14 protein-coding genes are annotated in these 17,089 nt (G+C 62.5%); 3 read left to right on the top strand and 11 right to left on the bottom strand.

Going from position 1 to position 17,089, the window contains the following annotated elements; genetic code table 11:
* The first annotated feature begins 215 nt into the window (after nucleotides 1-215).
* From ACQKEN_RS24745 to ACQKEN_RS24735, 3 genes are all read left to right on the top strand, one after another.
* Complete coding sequence (locus ACQKEN_RS24745) at nucleotides 216-1,322, top strand: Gfo/Idh/MocA family protein (RefSeq protein ID WP_427689419.1); 1,107 nt, start codon at nucleotides 216-218, stop codon at nucleotides 1,320-1,322.
* 251 nt (nucleotides 1,323-1,573) lie between these two features.
* A complete protein-coding gene (locus ACQKEN_RS24740; RefSeq protein ID WP_427689418.1) occupies nucleotides 1,574-3,157 on the top strand; it encodes an aldehyde dehydrogenase (NADP(+)) in 1,584 nt (527 codons plus the stop codon).
* A 150-nt stretch (nucleotides 3,158-3,307) separates the two neighbouring features.
* On the top strand, nucleotides 3,308-3,652 hold the full coding sequence (locus tag ACQKEN_RS24735; protein WP_427689417.1) for an FKBP-type peptidyl-prolyl cis-trans isomerase: 345 nt from the start codon (nucleotides 3,308-3,310) through the stop codon (nucleotides 3,650-3,652).
* A 185-nt stretch (nucleotides 3,653-3,837) separates the two neighbouring features.
* Here the strand turns inward: ACQKEN_RS24735 and ACQKEN_RS24730 are convergent, their stop codons facing one another.
* From ACQKEN_RS24730 to ACQKEN_RS24680, 11 genes are all read right to left on the bottom strand, one after another.
* Nucleotides 3,838-6,228: a response regulator gene (locus tag ACQKEN_RS24730; protein ID WP_427689416.1), complete on the bottom strand. Its 2,391-nt coding sequence runs from the start codon at nucleotides 6,226-6,228 to the stop codon at nucleotides 3,838-3,840.
* A gap of 68 nt (nucleotides 6,229-6,296) precedes the next feature.
* Nucleotides 6,297-6,758, bottom strand: coding sequence for a response regulator (locus ACQKEN_RS24725; protein ID WP_427689415.1), 462 nt, complete (start codon nucleotides 6,756-6,758; stop codon nucleotides 6,297-6,299).
* A 19-nt stretch (nucleotides 6,759-6,777) separates the two neighbouring features.
* The gene (locus ACQKEN_RS24720; RefSeq protein ID WP_427689414.1) at nucleotides 6,778-9,033 is read right to left on the bottom strand and encodes an ATP-binding protein; all 2,256 of its coding nucleotides are present in this window, start codon (nucleotides 9,031-9,033) and stop codon (nucleotides 6,778-6,780) included.
* 156 nt (nucleotides 9,034-9,189) lie between these two features.
* On the bottom strand, nucleotides 9,190-11,130 hold the full coding sequence (locus tag ACQKEN_RS24715; protein ID WP_427689413.1) for a response regulator: 1,941 nt from the start codon (nucleotides 11,128-11,130) through the stop codon (nucleotides 9,190-9,192).
* A complete protein-coding gene (locus ACQKEN_RS24710; RefSeq protein WP_427689412.1) occupies nucleotides 11,120-12,019 on the bottom strand; it encodes a sensor histidine kinase in 900 nt (299 codons plus the stop codon). Before ACQKEN_RS24710 ends, ACQKEN_RS24715 begins: the two co-directional genes overlap by 11 nt.
* The gene (locus ACQKEN_RS24705) at nucleotides 12,012-13,037 is read right to left on the bottom strand and encodes an ATP-binding protein (protein ID WP_427689411.1); all 1,026 of its coding nucleotides are present in this window, start codon (nucleotides 13,035-13,037) and stop codon (nucleotides 12,012-12,014) included. Before ACQKEN_RS24705 ends, ACQKEN_RS24710 begins: the two co-directional genes overlap by 8 nt.
* Nucleotides 13,028-13,432, bottom strand: coding sequence for an anti-sigma regulatory factor (locus ACQKEN_RS24700; protein ID WP_427689410.1), 405 nt, complete (start codon nucleotides 13,430-13,432; stop codon nucleotides 13,028-13,030). Before ACQKEN_RS24700 ends, ACQKEN_RS24705 begins: the two co-directional genes overlap by 10 nt.
* The gene (locus tag ACQKEN_RS24695) at nucleotides 13,429-13,791 is read right to left on the bottom strand and encodes an STAS domain-containing protein (protein WP_037010489.1); all 363 of its coding nucleotides are present in this window, start codon (nucleotides 13,789-13,791) and stop codon (nucleotides 13,429-13,431) included. The genes ACQKEN_RS24700 and ACQKEN_RS24695 overlap by 4 nt, the downstream gene beginning before the upstream one ends.
* Before the next feature lie 4 nt (nucleotides 13,792-13,795).
* Nucleotides 13,796-14,647, bottom strand: coding sequence for an STAS domain-containing protein (locus ACQKEN_RS24690; protein ID WP_065991450.1), 852 nt, complete (start codon nucleotides 14,645-14,647; stop codon nucleotides 13,796-13,798).
* A gap of 266 nt (nucleotides 14,648-14,913) precedes the next feature.
* Nucleotides 14,914-15,393: a hypothetical protein gene (locus tag ACQKEN_RS24685; protein WP_133770893.1), complete on the bottom strand. Its 480-nt coding sequence runs from the start codon at nucleotides 15,391-15,393 to the stop codon at nucleotides 14,914-14,916.
* Nucleotides 15,394-15,549: 156 nt separating this feature from the next.
* The gene (locus tag ACQKEN_RS24680; RefSeq protein WP_427689409.1) at nucleotides 15,550-16,671 is read right to left on the bottom strand and encodes a DUF1615 domain-containing protein; all 1,122 of its coding nucleotides are present in this window, start codon (nucleotides 16,669-16,671) and stop codon (nucleotides 15,550-15,552) included.
* Nucleotides 16,672-17,089: the final 418 nt, after the last annotated feature.

Here is a 17,089-nt window from a genome sequence, read left to right as displayed (position 1 = left end):
GCACCCTTGGTTACTTGGGGATGGTGCGACTTTCGACTTTTCCAAGTAACTCGCCGAAGGCGAAACAGTCTGCCCCCAGGCAGACGCCCTTGATCCTGGCGCACCAAGCCGCGCCACAGGTCCAGCTGACACAATCCAATGGAACTTCTAACCCCAGAACCTGCCGACTACAGAGCTACCGGACACCCCGTCCGCTGAGAAATGGAGGCTTATACATGCCAGACGCAAACGGCAAAATCCGCTACGCAGTGGTCGCTGGAGGCTGGATCTCCCAAGGCGCTTTCATGCCGGGACTCGAACAGACCGACAACTCCGTGATGACCGCCCTGGTCACCGGTGACCCGGTCAAAGCCGACAAACTGGCGGAACTGTACGACCTCAAAAGCTACCACTACGACGAATTCGACACCCTGCTCAGCTCCGGCGAAATCGACGCCATCTACCTGGCAACCCCCAACTTCCGCCATCGTGAATTCGCCGTTCCGGCACTGGAAGCCGGCATCCACGTGCTGCTGGAAAAGCCCATGGCCGCCAATGAAGAAGACTGCCTGGCCATCGCCGAAGCCGCAAAGCGGTCGGGCGCCAAACTGATGGTCGCCTACCGCCTGCACTTCGAGCCCGGCACCGTCGAAATGGTCCACCGCGTGCGCGCCGGCGACCTCGGCGACCTGCGCCTGTTCACCGCGACGTTCGCCCAGACCACAGACCCGGCCAACCACCGCATGCAGAGCGGCTTCGACGCAGGTCCCGTGGCGGACATGGGGCCTTACCCGATCAACGCCGTGCGCAACCTGTTTGCCGCCGAGCCGATTGAAGTCCACGCCGTCGGCATCAAAACCCCTGGCCGCGAGATCAACACCTTCGACACGGTCAACGTGACGTTGCGCTTTGCCGAAGAGCGCCTGGCGACCTTCACCGTCAGTTACAGCCTGCCGTCCACCGAGCGGTTCCAGTTGATCGGCACCAAAGGTGAGTTTGAAGCCTCGCCCTGCTTCGGTTTCGGCGAAGGCGTGGCGATCGGTTACCGGGCGATCATCGACGGCCAGACCACCGAGCACACCCACCCGGTGGTCGACCAGTTCGGCGGCGAGACTCAATACTTCTCCGACTGCATCCTGCAGGACCGCGAGCCCGAGTCGGACGGCGACGAAGGCTGGCGCGATGTACGGGTGGTCGAAGCCATTGAACGCGCGCTGACCACTGGCCAGCCGCAGAAACTCGAGCCACTGCCTGAGCGCCCGGGCATCGGCATCGAGCAAGCCCGTCGCCTGCCGCTGGCCAAGGTGCCGGCGTACATCAACACCGATGAGCCGAACGCCTGATCGACTTACCGATCGGGTATGCCTGCCTGGCGCGCGTTGATCACCTCTCAAAGCCCGGCTATGTTGATGGCCGGGCTTTGCTCAGCACCTCGTTGCTACGCGCCTTGCGGCTGAAAAAATGCAGTTGTATGATGACTGTCGACTTTGCGATGAGCCGCTGAGCTCGTCGCCGCTACGCTTCATACGATTTCGAATTCCTCCATCAGGCTAAACGCCTGATCGATTCGCCCCAAAAATAACAGGAGAAGCAGATGCCTACCGTTCTCGGTCAGAACTTCATCGGCGGCGCCCGCAGCGGCCTCGGCGAAGCACGCCATAAAAGCCTCGACGCCACCACTGGCGAAGCACTGCCTTACACCTTCCATCAGGCCACCGACGCGGAAATCGACGCCGCTGCCTCGGCCGCCAAAGACGCCTTCCTTGAATTTCGCCAATTGAGCCCGGCTCGCCGCGCGGAATTCCTCGACGCCATCGCTGACGAACTCGACGCCCTGGGCGATGACTTCGTTGCCCTCGTTTGCCAGGAAACCGCGCTGCCGGCCGGTCGTATCCAGGGCGAGCGTGGCCGTACCTCCGGCCAGATGCGCCTGTTCGCCAAAGTCCTGCGTCGCGGTGACTTCCTGGGCGCGCGTATCGACCAGGCACTGCCGGATCGCAAGCCGCTGCCACGTGTTGATCTGCGCCAGCAGCGCATCGGCGTCGGCCCGGTGGCCGTGTTCGGCGCCAGCAACTTCCCGCTGGCCTTCTCCACCGCCGGCGGCGACACCGCGTCGGCACTGGCAGCCGGTTGCCCGGTTGTGGTGAAAGCCCACAGCGGCCACATGGCGACGGCCGATCTGGTGGGTAACGCCATCGTTCGCGCCGCCGAGAAGACCGGCATGCCCAAAGGCGTGTTCAACATGATCTTCGGCAGCGGCGTCGGCGAAGGCCTGGTCAAGCACCCGGCCATTCAGGCCGTGGGTTTCACCGGTTCCCTGCACGGCGGTAACGCCCTGTGCAAACTGGCGTCCGAGCGTCCACAGCCGATTCCGGTGTTCGCAGAGATGTCGAGCATCAACCCGGTGGTCCTGCTGCCCGGTGCACTGACCGCACGCGGCACTGCCATCGCGGGCGAACTCGCGGCGTCCGTGGTCATGGGTGCCGGCCAGTTCTGCACCAACCCGGGCGTGGTGATCGGCATTCGCTCCCCTGCCCTGACTGCGTTCACCGAGCAATTGACCGAGCACATGGGCGGTCAGCCACCTCAGACCATGCTCAACGAAGGCGGCCTGCGCAGCTACAGCAAAGGCGTCGAGAAGCTGCTGGCGCACAAGAGCGTCACGCACCTGGCCGGCAAGCCGCAGGAAGGCAAGCAGGCCCAGGCTCAGCTGTTCAAGGCTGACGTCAGCATGTTGCTCAACGGTGACGAGTTGCTGCAGGAAGAAGTGTTCGGCCCGACCACGCTGCTGATCGAAGTGGCGGACGACGCTGAACTGAAAGCGGCGCTGCTGGCCCTGCGCGGCCAGCTGACCGCCACACTCATCGGCGAAACCGCTGACCTGCAGAAGTACCAGTGGCTGGTCCCCGTACTTGAAGAGAAAGTCGGCCGCATCCTGGTCAACGGCTACCCGACCGGTGTTGAAGTGTCTGACGCCATGGTTCACGGCGGTCCTTACCCGGCGACCTCCGATGCGCGCGGTACGTCGGTGGGCACCTTGGCAATCGATCGTTTCCTGCGCCCGGTCTGCTACCAGAACTACCCGGACAGCCTGCTGCCGGCCGCGCTGCAGAACGCCAACCCGCTGGGCCTCAAACGCCTGGTGAACGGCGAGTGGAGCACTGACGTCATCGTGTGATGGTGACTGGCCCGTTCACTCAGGCCAATGAAAACGGCGCGACCCTGCGAGGGGCCGCGCCGTTTTTTTGCCCTGTGGTTGGCAGGGAGCGTTGCCAGCGGGCGGCTGGCTGACTAGCATCTCGCGGCATCTCGCCGTGGAAACCTGAACATGAATGAAGAACTGAGCATCATCGATCTGCTGGAAGGCACCGGCAAAGCCGTCGTCAAAGGCGCGCTGATCACCACCCAATACACCGGAACGCTTGAAGACGGCACGGTGTTCGATTCCTCCTGGGAGCGCGGCAAGCCGTTTCAGTGCGTCATCGGCACCGGGCGGGTGATCAAGGGCTGGGACATCGGCCTGATGGGCATGAAGGTCGGCGGCAAACGCAAGCTGTGGGTGCCTGCGGCGCTGGCGTACGGCGAGCGGTCGATGGGCGCGCACATCAAACCGAATTCGAACCTCAGGTTTGAGATTGAACTGCTCGAAGTGCTGACGCGGGAAGATGAATAGTCACGCCTGACGCTGCATCTGTAGGAGCGCGCTTGCCCGCGAAGGGGCCGGCACATTCGACATCTCCGTCGTGTGACACACCGATTTCGCGGGCAAGCGCGCTCCTACAGGGTATTGCGGTGTACGCAATGCTTTCAGTGGGACCGCCTTCAGCCGGGAAGAGGTCAGTGCGTACCCCATCAATCTCAGGGTGCAGCAACCGACGCCTTCATCAGTACATGCGCCAGTTTCTTCGCCAGTTCTTCTTCCTTGTACGGCTTCTGCACGATCAGTTTGGGGTCGACGTCGAGAATGTCGATGTCGGCGAAGCCGGTGATAAACATGATCGGCAGTGCCGGGTGGTCACGGCGGACGATTTCCGCCAACTCGCCACCCGTCATGTTGGGCATGGCGAAGTCCGTCAGCAGCAGTTCGATGCCGGGGTCGAGTTTCTTCAGCGCTTCTTCGCCGCTGTCCGCTTCGACCACCGAATACCCCAGCGAGACCAGCATCATCGCCGTCACCGAGCGCACGTCCGGGTCGTCATCAACCAGCAGAATCGTGCGGTGCTTGGTGTCCGCATCGGCGCGGCCGGGCATGTCGGAGGCGCTGACCACCGGGACCGCCGTGCGCGCAACACTGGGCAGGTAGACCCGCAGCGTGGTGCCGGCGTTTTCAGCGGTGTCGATGCTCACGCCGCCGCCTGACTGCTTGGCGAAGCCGAACACCTGCGCCAGACCCAGCCCCGACCCCTTGCCCACCGCCTTGGTGGTGAAAAATGGTTCGAACGCCTTGGCCAGGACTTCCGCGCTCATGCCGCAGCCGGAGTCGCTGACCGATAACACCACATACGCGCCGGGCTCGGGGTCTTCGGGACGCTGCGGTAGCCGGTAGACCATCTCGTTCCAGGTGCTCAGGCGCAATTGCCCGCCCTGGGGCATGGCGTCCCGCGCGTTGATCGCCAGGTTGAGGATGATCATCTCGGTCTGCGTCGGGTCCACCAACGCACTCCACAAGTCCTCGGCCAGTTCGGTTTCCACCCAGACGCTGCCGCCCAACGCACGACCCAGCAGCTCGCGCATGCCGTCAATGGTGTCATTGAGGTTCAGAGCGACAGGCTCCAGGCGCTGGCGACGGGAGAACGACAGCAACTGGCTGGTCAGCTTCGCGCCCCGCTCGCCCGCTTCACGGATGTTCTGCAGGCGCTGCGGCGACTTGGTGAACACGCCCTTTTCCAGATCCCGTGTCAGGAAATTCGCGCTGGTGAGGATCACCGTCAGCAAGTTATTGAAGTCATGGGCCACCCCGGCCGTCAACTGACCGACCACCTCGAGCCGCTGCATCTGCTGCAGGGCGGCCTCGACGCGCTCGCGTTCCTTGATCTGGTCGCGCAGACGCTTGTTGGTCGCCGCCAGTTCGTCCACCACCGCGCGCTCGCCGGTGATGTCGCGCACCGCGGCATACATCAGCCCATCGTCCGGGACGATGGTCCATGACAGCCAGCGAAAACCACCGTCAGCGTGACGCATGCGATTGACGAAACGCGTCGTCACGTAACCGTCGGCCACGCTGGCAGTTTCGCGCAACGTGGCGGCGAGGTCGTCCGGGTGAATCAGTTCGCTCAACCGCTGCTGGCCGACTTCATCGCGGCCCCAGCCCAATGTCGCTTCCCAGGCGGGGTTGAGGGCAATCGGCGTCATGTCGAAATGCAGCACCCCCAGCAACTCACGGGACAGCTCCCATGTGCGGTCGCGCTCGCGGGTTCGCTGGACAACGCGTTCGCCGAGAATGTCATTGAGCTGATGCAAGGCTTCAGTGGCGCGCTTGCGCTCGGTGATGTCCTGCATGACGCCGGTGAAGCGCACGCACTGGCCATCCTCGAACAGCGAGCGGCCATTGGAAAACACCCAGCGTTCCTCGCCGTCGTCGGTGACCAGACGGTGCTCGATCTGGAAGGAGGTGTCCACCGTCAGCGCGGCCATGACTTTGCTGTGCAGGTGATCGCGGTCGTCCGGATGGCAGAGCAGAAACATCAGGGCCAGACTGACGGAGGTGTCGGCGCCAACGCCGTAAAGGGTTTTGCAGCGCTCGTCCCACAGCAGCGTGTCGGTGCGCGGATCGTAGGTCCAGACACCCATGTCCGCCGCTTCGATCGCCAGGTGGGCGCGCACTTCCGCCACTTGCAGCGTCTTTTCGGCGTGCAGGCGCTTTTCCCGCTCCCGCACTTCGGATACGGCGCGCATCACTGCCTTGGGCAGCATTTTCATGTTCTGCTTGAGGACGTAGTCGATGGCGCCCATGCGCATCATTTCGACCGCATGCTGCTCACCGAAAATCCCCGAGAGAAAGATGAAAGGCGTCGTCGGGGCCAGGCGCAGTGCGCTGTTGAGCACATCGGCTCCCGACGAGCCCGGCAACAGGTAGTCGCTGAGAATGAGGTCGAAACGCGCGGCCGCCAGCTCGCGCTCAACGTCCTGATGGTTATAGACCAACGTGGTGTCGATCTTCAGACCGCTGTTTTCGAGGGTAAGCAGAATCAGCTCGGCATCCAGCGAACTGTCTTCGACCAAAAGCAATTTAAGCTGCGATAACGACATGGATAAAAGTCATTGTTCCAGTAAGGGCTTGCGCGAAATGCGTTTACGCAGGCCGACAGGCGCCGGATTCAGGAGCCTGGGCGGCGAGTGAGTCGCAGGGAACCCGGTGGTGGCTCGTTCAGGACTGCCCAGAACACCCCAAGATCCGAAATCGCCGAGACAAATTCCTTGAATTCGACCGGCTTGACCACGTAAGCGTTCACACCTAAAGAATACGCACGATCCAGATCCGGCTCCTCGCGCGAGGACGTCAGCATGACCACGGGAATACTGCGCAGCTCCTCGGTCTCGCGAATGGCTTTGAGTACTTCAAGGCCATTGACTTTCGGCAGTTTCAGGTCCAGCAGCAGCACCGCGGGGTTCCCTGCCACACGATCGTGATGCTGGTTGCGGCGCAGCAGGTAATCAAGCGCTTCGGCACCGTCACGCAGCACAATCACCTCATTGGCCAACTGGCTACGTTCAAGGGCGACAAGGGTCAGCTCGAGATCGTTTGGATTGTCTTCCACCAGAAGAATGGGTTTAAGCATTGGGCGTCTCCTTCGACACTCAAAGGGTTACAGTGGAACCGCGCTTTGGCAGCGCAAAGTAAAAGGTAGCGCCATGGCCCAGCTGGCTGTGCGCCCAGACCGTGCCATCATGGCGCTCGATGATGCGTCGGACACTGGCCAGACCAATGCCGGTGCCTTCGAACTCTTCCATGCGATGCAGGCGCTGGAACACACCAAACAGCTTGCCGGCATACGCCATGTCGAAGCCGACGCCGTTATCGCGGATGTACACGACGACCTTGTCGTCCTCTTCGTAACTGCCGACCTCGATCACCGCAGGATTCTGGTCGCGGGTGTACTTGATCGCGTTGGACAACAGGTTGCGCAAAGCCAGATGCAGGAAGGCCGCATCGGCAATCACCACGGGCAACGGCTCCAAGATATTCCACTCCAGCGCGCGTCCTTCGTAATCAGGCAGCATTTCCCGACGAATCGACTCGACCATGGCACTGAGGTCAACGTCGGAGAAGCGCATTGCCGATCGGCCCATCTGCGAAAAGCTCAGCAGGTTGTCGACCAGCGTACCGGCAAAGCGCGCCGAATCACTGATGTTTTCCAGGAAGCGTACGCCTCGGTCGGACAGCTTGCTGCCTTCAATGTCGCTCAACAACTCAGCGTAGCCGGCAATGTGGCGCAACGGAGCGCGCAAGTCATGGGACACGCTGTAGGAAAACGCTTCAAGCTCCTTGTTGGACTTCTTCAGCTCATCGGCGAGGGCGGCCATTTCCTCTGCCTTGCGCAGCACGATCCCCAGCACCGCTGTGCGCAGCTCGGTCACAGCTTCGCAGACCATGTCGTCCCACGGGCTGGAAAAGCCGCTCACGGTCTGCTGCCAGAGTGCAAAGCTGTGACGCGGACTCAGGGAGCCGGTCGCGTCGATGTTTTTCTCAAGCTTGCCCGCCCAGTTCACGACCCGAGTGAGCTCGGGCCGGAACCAGATGATGAAATTGGAATGCAGCTCGGAGATCGTCGTGGCCAGCACGCCGCTGACCGAGGCCGCCAGCGCAGGCACCTCGGGAATGTCCCGGCTGACGTTGTCCGAGCGAAAGACCTCATGGGCCGCGTGGCCGCTCAGCCATTCTGCGAGTTTCACAAGGTGCCCGCGGTCGGGCGTTTCACCGTAGACATCGACGCTGTTGCCGGAGATCACCGCCGCGCCAGTGGCGCCCACGAAATCCAGCAACACCTGAGGCATGGAGCGCAGCCCCTCGGTCACGCTGTCGAGGTCGGCCATGGCCGCCAGCATCTGCACGATCTGCCGCCGCAGGCTGAGCATGCGCTGGTTGTCGGCGTGGGCTTCCTTGCTCTCGATCTGCAGCGACAACACGCTGCCCAGCAGCTCACAGGCGGTGCGGGTCTGGAAACTGACCCGCCGGGGCGTCGCATGGTGACAGGACACCAGGCCCCACAACTTCCCGTGGACCACAATGGAGATCGACATCGATGCCAGCGTCTGCATGTTGCGCATGTACTGCAAATGCACGGGCGACACGGCGCGCAGGGTGGCGAAGGTCAGGTCCAGCGGTGCGCCGGTCAGGGGATTGTGGCTCGGTATCAGCGCCGATGGCTGGTAGTTGGCGTCTTCAATGACGCGAATACGGTTGGCCAGATACAGCTTGCGAGCCTGGGCCGGCACGTCGGATGCCGGGAAGCTCAGGCCGAGCATGCTTTCATAGCCGTCCTCGGTCACTTCGGCGTTGACCAGACCGTTGCCGTCGGCATCGAAGTGGTAGGCCAGGATCCGGCCGAAACCAGTGATGCGCTTGACCTCCGCCGCCGCGCGCTGACACAGCGCGTCAATGGTCTCCAGCTCGTTCATCTGGCTGATGAAGCCGCGCATCAGCGGGTACACGTTGCCGTAGGCGGTGCTCATGTCCCCGGCCGGCTCGAACTCGGCGATCAGCACCCGATCATGACGGTGCACCATCATGGTCATCGGCTGACCGGCGCTCGACCCCTGCAGAAAGCGCACATCACCCAGGTGGAAGGGGTTTTGCTCCTCATCGGGGAGCGCCTGCAAGCGCTGCAGCAGCAGCTCGTGTTCGGCGAACACACCGGACAGTGGGGCGCCGATCAACGACTGCGGATCAAGCCCCAGCCAGTCAGTGACATTGGCACTGACCTGTATGACCGTCGAGGCTGCTTCATCAATGACCAGCAGAAAGCCCTGCGGCTGGATGCTGCCGGGGATCTGGATCGGCTCGCGCGCGCATTGCTCTATCGCGCTCTGGAGGACGTCGTCGGTGAGGGTCAAGGTCTGGCTCCTTCACCTTCAACGTTTGGGGAAACGGCGTCGGCAATGTGTGCCCGAAAGGCGGCACGGATGGGAATGCCGCACACGGTAGCAAAAACCGACCGGCTCAAATACTCCGAACTCGCTGATTGGCGAGAAAAAAGCCATTCATTCGCGTTAACTGTCCACCATGGCCCTGACTTTCGACAGAAATTCCACCAGCTGGAAGGGTTTGAGAATCATGTCCATCCGTTCGCCCAGGAAGTCCTGCCGGTTGAGTGCGTTTTCGGCATAGCCGGTCATGAACAGCACCGGCAGGTCGGGACGCCAGCCTCGGCCACGCTGAGCGACCTCGCGGCCGTTCATTTCCGGCATGCCGACGTCGGTCAGCAACAGGTCAATGGTGGCGTCGTGCTCCAGACACGACAGCGCCGTGCCGACGTCGGCCACCGGCGTGCAGCGATAACCGGCATCGGTGAGCACTTCATTGACGAACATACGCACCGAGGCCGTGTCTTCGACGATGAGCACGTGCTCCCCTGCCCCCTGTGCCGCGACGGCCACAGGATGCTGCGGCTCGACGCCCTGCTCGTCCGCCGCCGGCAACATCAGGGTGACTTCGGTGCCATGGCCGACGACGCTGCGAATCTGCACGTCGCCACCCGACTGCCGGGCGAAACCGTAGATCGTTGACAGGCCCAGGCCGGTGCCCTGGCCGATGGGCTTGGTGGTGAAGAACGGGTCGAAGACCTTGTCGATGAGGTGGTGCTCGATACCGACGCCGTCATCGCGCACGGTCAGGGCAATGTAGGCGCCGTCTGCCATGCGCGAATGACCCTGGGAGTAGGTCTCGAAGGTGCTGATCCAGATATTGCCGCCCGTCGGCATGGCGTCACGGGCGTTGATCACCAGATTGAGCAAGGCGCTTTCCAGCTGGCCCGCGTCGACCATGGCCACGGCGCTGCGCGAGGTCAGCTCAAGCCGCAGGCAGATGCCCTTGCCGATGGTGCGCGCCAGCAGGTCTTCTAGGGAGCGTACGTACTGATTGACATCTGAAGCGCGGGTGTCGAGGGGCTGCTGGCGAGCGAAGGCCAGCAGACGTTGGGTCAGCGCCGACGCGCTTTTGGCCGACGCCAGCGCGGCATCGGCATACACCAGGACCTTTTCCGTGCGGCCGTCTTCGGTGCGTTTCTTGACCAGCTCCAGCCCGGTGACGATGCCGGTCAGCAGGTTGTTGAAGTCGTGGGCGATACCGCCGGTGAGTTTGCCGATGGCGTCCATTTTCTGTGCTTGCAGCAGTTGCTCTTCGGTCCGCGCGCGCTCGGCCACTTCATGGGCCAGCCGGGTATTGACCGAGTCCAGTTGCTGCAGGTGCGACTGCTCGCGACGTCGGTGCTCGGTGACGTCTTCGATAAACACCAGGCTCATGCCGCTGACCCGGTAAGGTGAGACCTGCCACTCGGTCTCGCGGAGCTCGCCCTTGACCCGCATGCTCAGGGTGCCCATCCAGCGCTCGCCGGCTGCCAGCGCCTCACGCAGCCCGTCCAGCGCCGAGCCCTGATCTTCGCTGAAGCTGCGCAGCACCGAGCTGTCGCCAGCGTCCTGACCGATCAATTGGGCGAAGGCGTGATTGGCCTCGTGGACTTTCAGATTGCCATCCATCACCGCAATCGGCGCCGAGACGTTGGCGAAAATTTCGCGAAAGCGCTCTTCACTGTCACGCAATGCGTATTCGGTATCCCGCACCCGCAGCAGCGTGCGCAGGGTGGCGAGCAACACATCGGGATCGACCGGGTGCACCAGATAGGCGTCCGCGCCGGCTTCAAGGCCAGTGACGATGTCACCGGTCTGGATCGACGCCGCCGACACATGCACCACCGGCAACAGCGCCGTGCGGGGTGCAGCGCGCAACTGGCGAACGATGTCGAAGCCGCTCATGTCCGGCAGGTTGACGTCGAGAATCAGCGCGTCGGGGATCCGCTCGGCGATCAGCGCGAGGCCTTCGGTGCCGGTGCCGGCTTCCGATACCACAAAACCCTGGCGCTCCATGCGTCGACGCAGGGCGTAACGGGTCGCGGTGTTGTCATCAACGATGAGCAGCCGGGTTTCAGGCTTCATCCGCAGGCTCCTGGGCCAGTGCCAGCGGAATCACCACATAGAACGTCGAGCCCACACCCGGCTCGCTTTCCACGCCGACGTGACCACCGAGCAATTCGGCGAAACGTTTGCACAGGGACAGGCCCAACCCGGTCCCGCGCAGGCGTTTCTGCAGCGGCGAGTCGACCTGAATGAAATCTTCGAACAGCGCGCCATGGAGTTCCTGGGGAATGCCAATGCCGGTGTCGGTCACCGCAAAGCGAATCGATTCCTCGGACTCCAGCCGCGCCGAGACGCGCACTTCGCCGCGCTGGGTGAATTTCAGGGAGTTTGAAATGAAGTTGCGCAGAATCTGCCCCAGCTTCTGGTCATCGGTGTAGAGCCTCGGCAGGCCCGCCGGCTCTTCGAAGATCAGGTCCACGGCCGAGGTGTCGACGATGGGCCGGAACATGCCGCGCAGCGCCGAGAACAGATCAAACATGTCAAACCAGGCCGGCGAGATGCTGATGCGCCCGGCTTCGATCTTCGCCAGGTCAAGCAAGTCGTCGACCATGTCGCTCAATTCACGGGCAGCGTGGCTGACAAACGCGACCTGTTTGTGCTGCTCCGCACTCAGCGGCCCGTCCAGCTCATCGGTCAGCAGGCTGGCGATACTCAGGATCGAGCCCAGCGGCGTTCGGAATTCGTGGCTCATGTACGACAGAAAACGGCTCTTGAGGTCCGACGCCTCGCGCAGCTGGTCGGCCTGGTCTTCAAGCTCGGCGTACAGGGCAAGCACGCCCTGATTGGTCTCGTCCAGCTCGGCACGCAGCGACTCGGCTTCAGTGCGCAAGCGCTCCAGCTCGAGCCTGGTCTCGATTTCAATGCCGAAGGCGCCTTCTGGCGTCTCGCGCCCGGTGTTATCAGTCATCGAGCGTCTCCAGAGCCATTACCAATACCGTTACGTCGTCCCTGCCCCGGCTGTAATCGCGGTGCAATACCGCTGCAATAATCGCGGGGTGTCGGTACATCAGACCGGGATAATCGCGAAGATTCCAACGCGATTGCAGACCGTCGCTGAACAGGATCAACAACTGCCCCGTGCAATCGGCGTAATCCATCGGCGCCACCTTGCGGTATTGCAGGCCGACAATGCCGGGGTGCGAGGGAATGCCACGGGTTTTCTCATCGCCAATCAACGTCGCCCCGATGTTGCCTATGCCGATGAAGCGCAGCTTGCCCGACGCGCCGTCAAATTGCGCCAGCGCAGCGGCACCGCCACGGCTGCCGCGCATGTCGAAGTGCAAGTCGTCGAGCAGCACGCCAGGGTCGGCAAAGGGGTTGCGAATGAACGCCCGGGCGCCCGCCATGCCCGCGTCTTCGGCTTCCGGGCCGTGACCGAGGCCGTCGATCATCATGATCGACACCTGTTGCCCCTTGATTGCCACTTCCCAGACATCGCCGCAGGCCGGGTCATCGTGCAGCGAATGCTGAGTGATGCCCATGCGCAGGTCCTTGACGGAGGCCTTACGCGGATAGAAGCGCGCCAGCAATACGCTGCCGCGGGCGTCGCTGTGCACGTCGAAGACTTGCGCCTGACGCAGCACCGAGCCCAGGCCGATGCCCTGGGTGCCACGGGTGGAGAAGCCGTCGGCCATGCAGTTCTGGACGTCGAAACCCTTGCCCCGGTCGATGGCCAGGATCTCGACGCCCGCCGCCCCGCCCGAGACGTCGCCCGGCAGCGCGCGTACATGCAGCTCGCCATGCTGGGCATGCTTGATGATGTTGCTGGCCAGTTCGGTCACCACCAGCGCCACGCGGCCGCAATCTGCTTCGTCAAAACCCGCCTCTTCGGCGAGCCTCTGCACCGTGCGCCGGGCGTGGCCCACTTGACTGACATCCTCCACCGACAAGACCTGCGTCAGCTGACTGTGCAGGTTCACGTCCATTTGCAGATCGTCACGCGCGTGCCCGCACCGGGGGCGGTGTCCAGCTCGAAATCGTCCACCAGCCGCCTGGCACCGGTCAGGCCCAGGCCAAGGCCGCCGCCAGAGGTCCAGCCGTCGGTCAGCGCCAGTTTGAGGTCGGGAATGCCGGGGCCTTCGTCGCGAAAGGTCAGGCGCAGGCCGACACGCAGGCCGTCTTCGACGATCTGCCAGTCCATGTCACCGCCGCCGCCGTAGACCATGGTATTACGCGCCAGCTCGCTGACCGCTGTGACCAGCTTGGTCAGGTCGATCAGGCGCATGCCGCATTCCTGGGCCAGCTTGCGCGCGGTCTGCCGGGCCAGCACAACGTCCTGCTCGATGCGAATGGGCTGAGTGCCGCTGCTGCGCACGGTCATTGGGAATAGGCTCGCTCGCGCAGCAGCTTCATGCCGCGCTCGACGTTCAGCGCCGTGCTGACGCCGGGCAGCGTCATGCCCAGTTCGACCAGGGTAATCGCCACCGCGGGCTGCATGCCCACCAGCACGGTTTCGGCGTCCATGATCCGCGACAGGCCGGAGATCATGCCGATCATCCGGCCAATGAAAGAATCGACCATGTCCAGCGCGGAAATGTCGATCAGCACGCCGCGTGCCGAGGTGCGGCTGATGCGCTCGGACAGGTCGTCCTGCAGCGTCAGCGCCAGTTGGTCATGCATGTCCACCTGGATGGTGACGAGCAGAAAGTCGCCCATCTGCAGAATCGGGATGCGCTCCATGGGCTCATACCGCCTTGGTGAGGGTGACGCCCAGACGGCGCAGGGCCAGTGCGAGGGCATCGGCCAGATTGGCTTTGGTCACGACGCCTTGCAGGTCCAGCCCCAGGTGCACGATGGTCTGGGCAATCTGCGGACGCACACCGCTGATGATGCAATCGGCGCCCATCAGGCGGATCGCCGTGACGGTTTTGAGCAGATGCTGGGCGACCAGGGTGTCGACGGTCGGCACGCCGGTGATGTCGATGATCGCGATTTCCGCGCCGGTGTCGACGATGCGCTGCAACAGCGATTCCATGACCACTTGGGTGCGTTGCGAATCCAGTGTGCCGATCATTGGAAGCGCCAGAACACCGTCCCACAGTTTGACGACCGGGGTGGACAGCTCGAGCAGTTCTTCCTGCTGACGCTTGATCACTGCTTCACGGGATTTCTGATAGGTGCGGATGGTGTGCAGACCCAGACCGTCGAGCAGCTCGGACATCTGCAGCACTTGCTCGGCAATCAGCAACGGCTGGTCAGCGAAGGCATTTTGCAACTGGGTGAACAGCGGGCCCTTGAGGGCGAAGATAAAGCTGGCGGTCTGCTGGGAATCCTGACCGGCCAGGGCGCGCTGGCTGGACAGTTTCTCCAGGAAGTGACGAACGTCATCCCACTCGGTGGTGGTGATGTTGGCGGAGCCGCCCTTCTCCAGCGTCGACGTCAGCAGGCGCAGGAAGTCGGCGACTTGCTGGCGGATTTCCTCGGGTTTGAGATTACGCGTTGCGCCGCTGGCTTCCAGGTCGGCGTGCCATTGAACGGCCAGCTGCGATTCGGAGCGCTTGAGGGCGTCGACGGTGATTTGTTGTAATGCTGCCATGGGGGTGGCTCCAGTGAGTGCGCGTCGAAAGCTAGAGTTGATCGACTTGAGCAGGCCTGTGAAATAAGCAGGGTGGTCTAAAACAGCGCGAAAACGTTACGCGGCAGCGGGTTACCAGGCGCGGAGCGGGACAGTGCCTGGCTCGCGTGATCGCGGCCGCTGCAAAGGGCTTGAACCGGGCAGACGAAATACGCCTGCCGCGACTTGGTGTCAAGGTAACATCAGCCCGTTTTCATTGTTTCTTTATCGGCGCGATCGGCGCGGACTTAAAACACGCTGTCGACGACCTGCACATAGATGGAAAACGCCCCCAGCAAAAACCAGAACCCCGTGAATAGCCATGGCGTGCGCATTGAAAACATCAGCGACTTGCGATAGCCCTTCTCGCTGGACTCGTGCTCACTGAACAGCGGCGAATCGTCGTACGCCAAGCCCATGGCCGGCTGACTGCTAAGCAACTGGGCCTGCTTGAAATGCCAGTGATCGATAATTTCGTACGCCGCGCGAATGCCGGGCCAGGCGTGCATGGAGCTGATCAGTCCGAGCAATGTGAGAAAAGGCGGCACCACCAGCGTGAACATCTTGCCCCACTCCGGATTGAGGTTGGCCATCGACGAGGCGAAGGCAATGACCAGAAACGATTGCGCGGACAAATAGGCGTTGGTGCGGTTGGACAGGATCGCCGTCTCGTACTGGATTTCCTTGCGGTAGAAATCCAGCCGGTCTTTGGGCGATCCGAACAGCATGGCGTCCGCGACCTGTGCATTCGCGGCCTGCTCTTCGGCGACCGGGTTGCTGCTGGTAATGATGATCGGTGTTTCGATGTCACGGCTCACAAGGGTGCCTCCTGCAAATTAAATGTGGGACCGGCTTTAGCCGGGAAGCTTTCAGCAATCGTACCCTCACTTCAAAGACCCGGACGCCCGCGCCATGCAGCGAACTCGCCGCTCTTCCACCCGCTGCGCAAACCAGGCCGTGGTCAGCTTGCGGGTGATCTTGGGACTTTCCAGCACGATGCCCGGCAAAATCGCCCTCGGCAGCGGTTTGCCGGCGGCCTTGTCGGCCATGGCGTAAATCTTTTCGTACAGCTCGGTGTCTTCGAACCCAAGGGTCTCGCCCTTCTCCAGCTGGTTGCGGATGGTCGTGTTACGCATGTCCAGCCGTGGGTAAAGGCTGCGCACCGCCAGTTCGGTCTGCCCCAGGGCCGGGCCGAAACCGTAGCTGATCAGGTCGCCATCCAGCGCCAGGCGTTTGCCGGACACCCGTGCCAGGGCACTCTGGAACGCCGCATTGCGACTGGCGTACCAGCCGGCATTGAAGTCGGCGAAGCGGTACAACGGTTTGTCGTAGCTGACCGGATACCCCAGCAGATGGGCAATGCCGAAGTACATGCCACCGCGACGGCTGAACACTTCATGGCGAATGGACCCTTCGACCGGATACGGATAATCCCGGGCCTGCCGCTCGGCAAATTCGATGCTGACCTGCATGGGCCCGGCGGTATGGACCGGGTTGAAATTGCCGAACAGCGTCCGACCCAGGGGCACCATGCCGATGAAGTCGTCGAAGATCGCGCTCAGGTCTTTTTCCGTGCGGGCGGCGCTCAGCCGTTCGTTGAAGGTCTTGCCGGTTGAAGAGCGGATGTCCAGTGCGCTGCGCACCAGCAGATTGGGGATATGGGCCTTGCTGGCGCGACGGTCGATCTCGTCCTGGGCGATCTTGCCCATGCCGGGCACGGCCGGGTCGACCTGGAAGTTGGATTCCTGCTCGGTCACGGCCAGCACGGAGCAGAGGTTTTCAACGCTCGGGTTGATTTTCTGTGCGTCGAACGCGCGCTGAATGTCCTGGGCCCAGCCCTGGCGGTCGGCAACATTCGCGGGCAACAACCGCACAATTTCACTGCGCACCACCGACGGCTCCGGCGCGGGTTCCTGGCTGCGTTGCGAGCTGCAACCGGCGATCAGTGTCAGCAGGATCAGGCTGGCTAGGGCATGGAGGTGGCGGCTGATTCCATTCACGGGCATGACTTCTCGGTGGTTACTCAAATAAGGTGGCGGCTTATGGACATCGACAAGTGCCGCTGATTCAAACGGGGCCGCTTGTGGTCCCTGATCAGGGACTTGCTCTGACCCCAATTGCAGGACCGGCTTTAGCCGGGAAGGCGTCAATCATTACACTGCAAAATTGATGTCGGACGCACTGGCCTCTTCCCGGCTGAAGCCGGTCCCACTAAAAAGCATCGCGTGCATCCAGCAAGGCTGGCGCCGGACTCACTTGTGGGACCGGCTTTATCCGGGAAGGCGGCAATCATTACACTGCAAAATTGATGTCGTACGCACCGGCCTCTTCCCGGCTGAAGCCGGTCCCACTAAAAAGCATCGCGTGCATCCAGCAAGGCAGGTGAACTTCACCGGTGGTTTTTTCTACAGACAGAGTGCTAGC

Source organism: Pseudomonas sp. NPDC078416 (genome assembly GCF_050268485.1).
Classification (GTDB): domain Bacteria; phylum Pseudomonadota; class Gammaproteobacteria; order Pseudomonadales; family Pseudomonadaceae; genus Aquipseudomonas.
This window is presented reverse-complemented; position numbering and strand designations above follow the sequence as displayed.

Bases quoted from the DNA above. Each gene is read 5' to 3' on its own strand.
- ACQKEN_RS24690 (WP_065991450.1), bottom strand. From the start codon at position 14,647: ATGGCAGCATTACAACAAATCACCGTCGACGCCCTCAAGCGCTCCGAA.
- ACQKEN_RS24735 (WP_427689417.1), top strand. From the start codon at position 3,308: ATGAATGAAGAACTGAGCATCATCGATCTGCTGGAAGGCACCGGCAAA.
- ACQKEN_RS24680 (WP_427689409.1), bottom strand. From the start codon at position 16,671: ATGCCCGTGAATGGAATCAGCCGCCACCTCCATGCCCTAGCCAGCCTG.
- ACQKEN_RS24705 (WP_427689411.1), bottom strand. From the start codon at position 13,037: ATGGACGTGAACCTGCACAGTCAGCTGACGCAGGTCTTGTCGGTGGAG.
- ACQKEN_RS24710 (WP_427689412.1), bottom strand. From the start codon at position 12,019: ATGACTGATAACACCGGGCGCGAGACGCCAGAAGGCGCCTTCGGCATT.
- ACQKEN_RS24730 (WP_427689416.1), bottom strand. From the start codon at position 6,228: ATGTCGTTATCGCAGCTTAAATTGCTTTTGGTCGAAGACAGTTCGCTG.
- ACQKEN_RS24740 (WP_427689418.1), top strand. From the start codon at position 1,574: ATGCCTACCGTTCTCGGTCAGAACTTCATCGGCGGCGCCCGCAGCGGC.
- ACQKEN_RS24700 (WP_427689410.1), bottom strand. From the start codon at position 13,432: ATGACCGTGCGCAGCAGCGGCACTCAGCCCATTCGCATCGAGCAGGAC.
- ACQKEN_RS24695 (WP_037010489.1), bottom strand. From the start codon at position 13,791: ATGGAGCGCATCCCGATTCTGCAGATGGGCGACTTTCTGCTCGTCACC.
- ACQKEN_RS24745 (WP_427689419.1), top strand. From the start codon at position 216: ATGCCAGACGCAAACGGCAAAATCCGCTACGCAGTGGTCGCTGGAGGC.
- ACQKEN_RS24715 (WP_427689413.1), bottom strand. From the start codon at position 11,130: ATGAAGCCTGAAACCCGGCTGCTCATCGTTGATGACAACACCGCGACC.
- ACQKEN_RS24685 (WP_133770893.1), bottom strand. From the start codon at position 15,393: ATGCTGTTCGGATCGCCCAAAGACCGGCTGGATTTCTACCGCAAGGAA.
- ACQKEN_RS24725 (WP_427689415.1), bottom strand. From the start codon at position 6,758: ATGCTTAAACCCATTCTTCTGGTGGAAGACAATCCAAACGATCTCGAG.